Origin of the sequence: Mesorhizobium sp. M7A.F.Ca.CA.004.04.2.1, assembly GCF_004022825.1 — a bacterium.
GTDB lineage: Bacteria > Pseudomonadota > Alphaproteobacteria > Rhizobiales > Rhizobiaceae > Mesorhizobium.
Genome location: NZ_RZPH01000396.1, coordinates 1 through 5,124 on the forward strand (window position 1 = coordinate 1; position 5,124 = coordinate 5,124).

Sequence of the window (5,124 nt, forward strand, 5' to 3'; positions counted from 1 at the left end):
CCGCATGCCGGCTTCCGCAGCCCGTTTCGTGTCACCGGCAATGTGGGCGGAACGGGCTGTTTTGCGTCGGTACGCGATTTATCCAAGCGGTGACTACTTGTGGGTAATCCAGTCCAACAAGCCTGCGTCAACCTGCTCGCACCCGACATATTCGCGGACCAAGCTTTCAGCCAGGTGGCGCCATTCACACGCGGGAACGCTTGTTTCCCTTACCAGGTTTCGAAATGCAGAGCGGAGAATGTCGGCATCGAAGGCCGAGACGGCAACAGGATCTGGATCCGGATCTTCCCAACCTCGGGCCAGGTCATCGCGGTGACGTTGGCGAAGGCCCTTGAGCAGTTCGCGCGAGGCCTCGATTGCGCGTCGGGAGTGGTCCATACCGCGGCGAAATGAAGGCGGTTCCGGCCAGGGAATGGTGCCGCAACCGAAAGCTGGTTTCTATAGCCGCGCGTGCGATTTCTATATGCGTTTCAACCATCGCGGCCTCCCTTCCTGCGAAGGGATTTATTTACTCTCTTTTCGCGCGTGACCCAAGAAGGATTCAACGTACGGTTTGATACGCAAGGGCGGCGTGCAGAGGGCTGCGGATCGTGGCCGTCTCTAACGAGCATTCGGGCGTGAGCAAGCTGTTCGAGCAAGACCAGCATTTGCTGCTCGCTCATAGGCAAGGTCGGCACGCAAGATTCTCGCCAATACAATCTCGTCAAGCGCGCTGACCGCAGTTTTGAATCAGGGTCTAATGTGGCGGAAATACAACGGCACATATCGGCGCGCTCTGCTACGAGAGGGTGGGTTACAGGGGATCACCTATGAAGAAGCTGCTTCTTGGTTTGTCGTTGTCTCTGCTGGCTTCGTCGGCGTTCGCTGCCGATGCCATGGTCGAAGAAGTCGCCCCGGTTTTTAGCTGGACAGGTGGGTATATCGGTCTTCAGGCAGGCTACGCTCGGGGTGAGGGGAATATACGGCAGGCCAGCGGCCCGGGCTTCATTGAGACAGATCCTGACGGGTTCCTTGGAGGTGTCTACGCCGGTTACAACTACCAGATGCCGAACAATATCGTCATTGGTGCGGAACTGGACGTCGTATATGCGAATGTTGATGACAGCGGCCAAATATTCGCCGCTCCCGGTCTCCCATTTCCGGGCGGCATCGGGACCGAGGAACTTAAGTGGAGTGGGGCGGCAAGACTTCGATTGGGATATGCCGTTGATCGCTTGCTTCCCTATGTCGCGGGTGGCGTTGCATTTGGCGACATCGACACAAGCAGTAATACCGTCTCAGGTTCTTTCGGAGACACATTTACTGGATGGACGATAGGCGCGGGCTTGGACTACGCCATGACCGACAATCTTCTGCTGCGCGCCGAGTATCGCTATACTGATTTCGGCACTGAATCATTGCCGACTGGTAATGTCGATCTGAAGATCAATGAGGTTCGCTTCGGCATCGCCTACAAATTCTAGTCCACTGGAGCCCATAGAGAGAGCCTGCCGCCAAACCGCGACGGGCTTTTTTCTTTGCGCGACAACAGAGAAATATCTCGGCAATGCGTCGTCGCATCCCTGGGACGGCGTCTCCCGCCTGGTTCCTGTCTTAGTGGTGGCTTTGGGCGTGACCGCTTTACATGCCTTGAGGAAAGTAGGAATATTATCCTCGGGTGGGGCGACTCTTAAAAGGTGTCGCAATGGCTCGGTCAAAACCTTCAAAGCGATTATCGCTGGCTGAAATCGAGCGCTTTCTCGTGGCGGCGGAAGCGCTGCACCTGAGCATCATCAAGCCGTTCATATCGCCGCATTGCGACCACTACAGACAGACGCGCGTCTTGCATGAGGTGCTGTTAAGGGCGGTGCGGGAAGTCACCGGGAAGGATGCTACGTTCATCCGGTGGAATTTGACCGGGCCAGCACAACAAGGGCCGGAGCGCCCGGCAGAAGAGCCCCCATAGCATTGTCCGGGACGGACGAGGGGCCTGAGCCGCGAACTATTTGCGATCCAGGCCCCTGGCCGTCGGGTTCGTGGCGACATTGCGCCCGCGGAATGCCATTCACAAGCTGGACCTTGGTCTTGCCATTCCTGTGGAGAGCGTCAACCTCAGAAGCTGAACAGTTGGAACTCCATCGCGATCCGACGCGGAAATCGTGCGTCTGAAGCGGGTGTTCGAGCGTGCATCCGCCGCCGCAACATTCAAGCGACTTCTTGCCGAAGAAGGAGAAGTCGTATTCGCCTCGCAAGAACACGTGTGTGTGAGAGCGACGTCGATGCCTGCTCCAACAATACCATCGACCAAAGTTGCATCCCGCTCGGCGTTTCCACCTGGATAGAACGTCTTCAGCTTTGCGGCGGTTACACCACCGTGACAAACGGCATGTTGCTGGTGCCCCCGGACGGCGCTAAATGCCAAATCCCACTGAGGCGTTCCACCCGAACTAACCGTTAAAAATCAAGGGGGTAGAAGGGGCTCTTCCCCCGAAGCGGTTAAGCTCGGTGTACCTCTTTGTGCCCGAGCGGTGTACCTTCTGTCAAGGCAGATACAAACTCCGCGTTGGCCATCTTTCTGGTAGTCTGTCGCATGGACGATACCGAAGCACTGCCCCCCAAGATGCAACTCAATATCGACTTCAACAAGCTGAAGGCGGTGGCCGAAGTCGGAGTGCGGAGGGCGTCTGTTTTCATGGGGGTCGGTACGAACGCTATAGCGGTAGATCCTCCTATCTCGCATATCCTCTCTGACAACGTGCAGTTCCATTTCGTCCCACCAGACCCATCAGATGAAATGAAGCGACACTACCTTGAGGAGTTCGAAAGCTGGACCATCGGCAACTGTCTAAGGGATTTGGCAGACAGTTTTTCTATGTTCCTGACGGAGGCATTTTTCATACACCTCCTCCTTCAAACGATGACCTATTCCGAAAGCGAAGACCTGAAGGCGAAACGGAAGTTCGAGAAGCTCAACGTAGGCGCGCAGTACAGTTGGCTAGCGCTGGACCTGCAACTCAGGCCTGATCTTGGGGAAATGTTCGAGACCTTTCGGCTCGCTCGAAACTGCCTCTCACATCGGATGGGCAATGTGACTTTGGAGGATGCTCCAAGCGGCGAACTTCGCATTCGGTGGTGCTTGTTTGGCGCTTCTGTAGTTGGCGAGGACGGTCAGAGCGTCTTGATGGACAACGCCACGATAGGGACGGATCAGTCGTTCGTGGCGCGAGGTGGGCCGATTATGCTCGGGATGCACTGGAAAGAGCGTGCATTTCCGGTCGGCACCGCCATACGCCTGTCCAGACATGATCTCAGCGAAATGTGTATGGGCGTCACCTTGGTCGCAGAACACGTCGTGCAGAAGCTCATTGAGTACACCAGAGCGAAAGGGGTCCCGGTGAACGTGCTGGACCCCATTGACCGCGCGGAAGAACCGTTCGCCGAAGGCTCGGAGCCCGCTTAAGGGCCAGGAAAGGCTAGCGTGCGCTGGGGGCGGTGGGGCAGGACGCCACAATCTTCATGCTGTATACAAAAGGCCCCCGCTGTGTCCTCTACTGGTCTGCTCGCTCACGAGCTTGCCGCGCGATCTCCGCCCAAGCGCGCTTCGCCCTTATCAGTCGCGCCAGAATGGCGACCGTGGCGGAGCGCCATCCCTTAATCAGCCCATAAATCAGAGCCACTATGCCCACCAAACTAGACGAACGGCGGCGTACGCAGCGGCCGGAACATTTTGTCCTTCTCTAAGGCGGCGGCCCACCGTGAGCATCAACCCGTCTAGGGCATACATCGGAGACAGGAAAGTCTCAATGCGCTTCGTTCAGGTCAAGGCTGGGCAGTAGAATACCGGTCCCAAAGCACCCACCCCCGACACACCTCTTGGGGCGATGCATCGGGGGCAGGGGACGCGTTAGTCAGTGAAGGCTGTGCCGGCTTTCCGGGCGGCTGCTATGGCTTGGGCATGCCCATGGAAGACGTGCCATTCGCCCTTAGCTGCAGCCTTGCGTAGTGCCGGGTAGTCGGCGTCGTCGACATGCTCAAAGTAGGTGTCAAGGGTCAGCCCATGCTGCCTAAGCACGTTGCGCTCCAGATGCTGCTCGAATGCAGCCACGACCACAGCCGCTTCAACCTCCTCGATCCCAAAGGCTTCCCCAGTCGGGATTTCTCCAGTCTCCACGAAGGCGTCAACAATGAACTGCTGTTGGGGTTCGCTGTGAGTGTCCCTGAAGCGGTCAAGGCTCTGGTCGGCCATGCGCACAAACTCGGCATACTGCTTCTCTTCCTTCTGGTCGGCTGTCAGTTCATCGTCGTCGGTCTGGTCGCCCACGGTGGGCAACTCAGGGGCCGAAGCCCCGTCGTCACTCTCGGCCCCCGTGGTTACCTGAAAGAATAGCCGTAGGGGACCAGAGCTGCGTTCACAGCCGCGACGTAGTCGCCCTGGCTGATCTCCCCACGTGCCGCCATGTCCTTGGCCTGCTGGGGTCCCAACTGGATGCCACCAACGGTCACCGCAAGCTGATCCACAAGGACCTGCGGCGCTGAGCCATTCATGGGCTTAGCCGCTGCTACCTGAGCCTTCTGGCTCTCGTTCAGCGCCTGCCCGGTGTTGATGCCAAGGCGCTTAGCCTGAAGCTGTTGATTTGCCCGAAGGCCTGCTTCCGTTTGCGCCGCGATCTGCTCTTGAAAGGCGGCTTCCTTACGATCCTTCTCGGCCTGCTCATGGTCGCGCCGCATCTGGTCCACGCGGTCTTCAAGGCCCTGTCGGTCCCGTGCTTCCTGCCCGCGAATGTCGATCTGGTTGCTGTTGATCTGGAGCCCGGAGGCCTTGCTGAAATCGTTCATAGTGTTCGTTCCTTCTGGTCGTGATGGATCGCCCCGGCGCGTCATTGCTCCGGGTGCGGTATGTCGGTCTTGTGGTGGCTGGGTCAGCGCCTTAGGGTGAACCCAAAGGTCATCGTCTGTAGGCCTTCTGGACGCGCGCTAAGGCCGGTTGGGGTCGTTGCTCCGGCAAGACCATCGCTGGCTCCGGCGACCCTTCCACGCGGCGCCGTGGGTCTCATAGACATCTCGGCAATACGCCGTGCGACTGCCACGGCCTCAAGCTCGGGATAGCCGTAGACTTCAAAGCATCGTTCAGCAGCCGTGTTGAAG

Annotated in this window: 5 protein-coding genes; 3 read left to right on the plus strand and 2 right to left on the minus strand. The window is 58.2% G+C overall.

Features of this window, described 5'->3' with window-relative positions:
• Nucleotides 1-809 precede the first annotated feature (809 nt).
• The 3 genes from EN893_RS18250 (at nucleotide 810) to EN893_RS18265 (ending at nucleotide 3,439) form a co-directional block, all read left to right on the plus strand.
• A complete protein-coding gene (locus tag EN893_RS18250; protein WP_127272367.1) occupies nucleotides 810-1,463 on the plus strand; it encodes an outer membrane protein in 654 nt (217 codons plus the stop codon).
• Nucleotides 1,464-1,684: 221 nt separating this feature from the next.
• Nucleotides 1,685-1,945: a hypothetical protein gene (locus EN893_RS18255; protein ID WP_127268735.1), complete on the plus strand. Its 261-nt coding sequence runs from the start codon at nucleotides 1,685-1,687 to the stop codon at nucleotides 1,943-1,945.
• Between the two features lie 624 nt (nucleotides 1,946-2,569).
• Complete coding sequence (locus EN893_RS18265) at nucleotides 2,570-3,439, plus strand: hypothetical protein (RefSeq protein WP_127268734.1); 870 nt, start codon at nucleotides 2,570-2,572, stop codon at nucleotides 3,437-3,439.
• Nucleotides 3,440-3,883: 444 nt separating this feature from the next.
• On the opposite strand, the gene EN893_RS18270 is transcribed toward EN893_RS18265, so the two are convergent.
• On the minus strand, nucleotides 3,884-4,300 hold the full coding sequence (locus EN893_RS18270) for a hypothetical protein (RefSeq protein WP_127268733.1): 417 nt from the start codon (nucleotides 4,298-4,300) through the stop codon (nucleotides 3,884-3,886).
• 50 nt (nucleotides 4,301-4,350) lie between these two features.
• A complete protein-coding gene (locus EN893_RS18275; protein ID WP_127268732.1) occupies nucleotides 4,351-4,815 on the minus strand; it encodes a hypothetical protein in 465 nt (154 codons plus the stop codon).
• Between the last annotated feature and the right edge of the window lie 309 nt (nucleotides 4,816-5,124).

Bases quoted from the DNA above. Each gene is read 5' to 3' on its own strand.
- EN893_RS18250 (WP_127272367.1), top strand. From the start codon at position 810: ATGAAGAAGCTGCTTCTTGGTTTGTCGTTGTCTCTGCTGGCTTCGTCG.
- EN893_RS18275 (WP_127268732.1), bottom strand. From the start codon at position 4,815: ATGAACGATTTCAGCAAGGCCTCCGGGCTCCAGATCAACAGCAACCAG.
- EN893_RS18255 (WP_127268735.1), top strand. From the start codon at position 1,685: ATGGCTCGGTCAAAACCTTCAAAGCGATTATCGCTGGCTGAAATCGAG.
- EN893_RS18265 (WP_127268734.1), top strand. From the start codon at position 2,570: ATGGACGATACCGAAGCACTGCCCCCCAAGATGCAACTCAATATCGAC.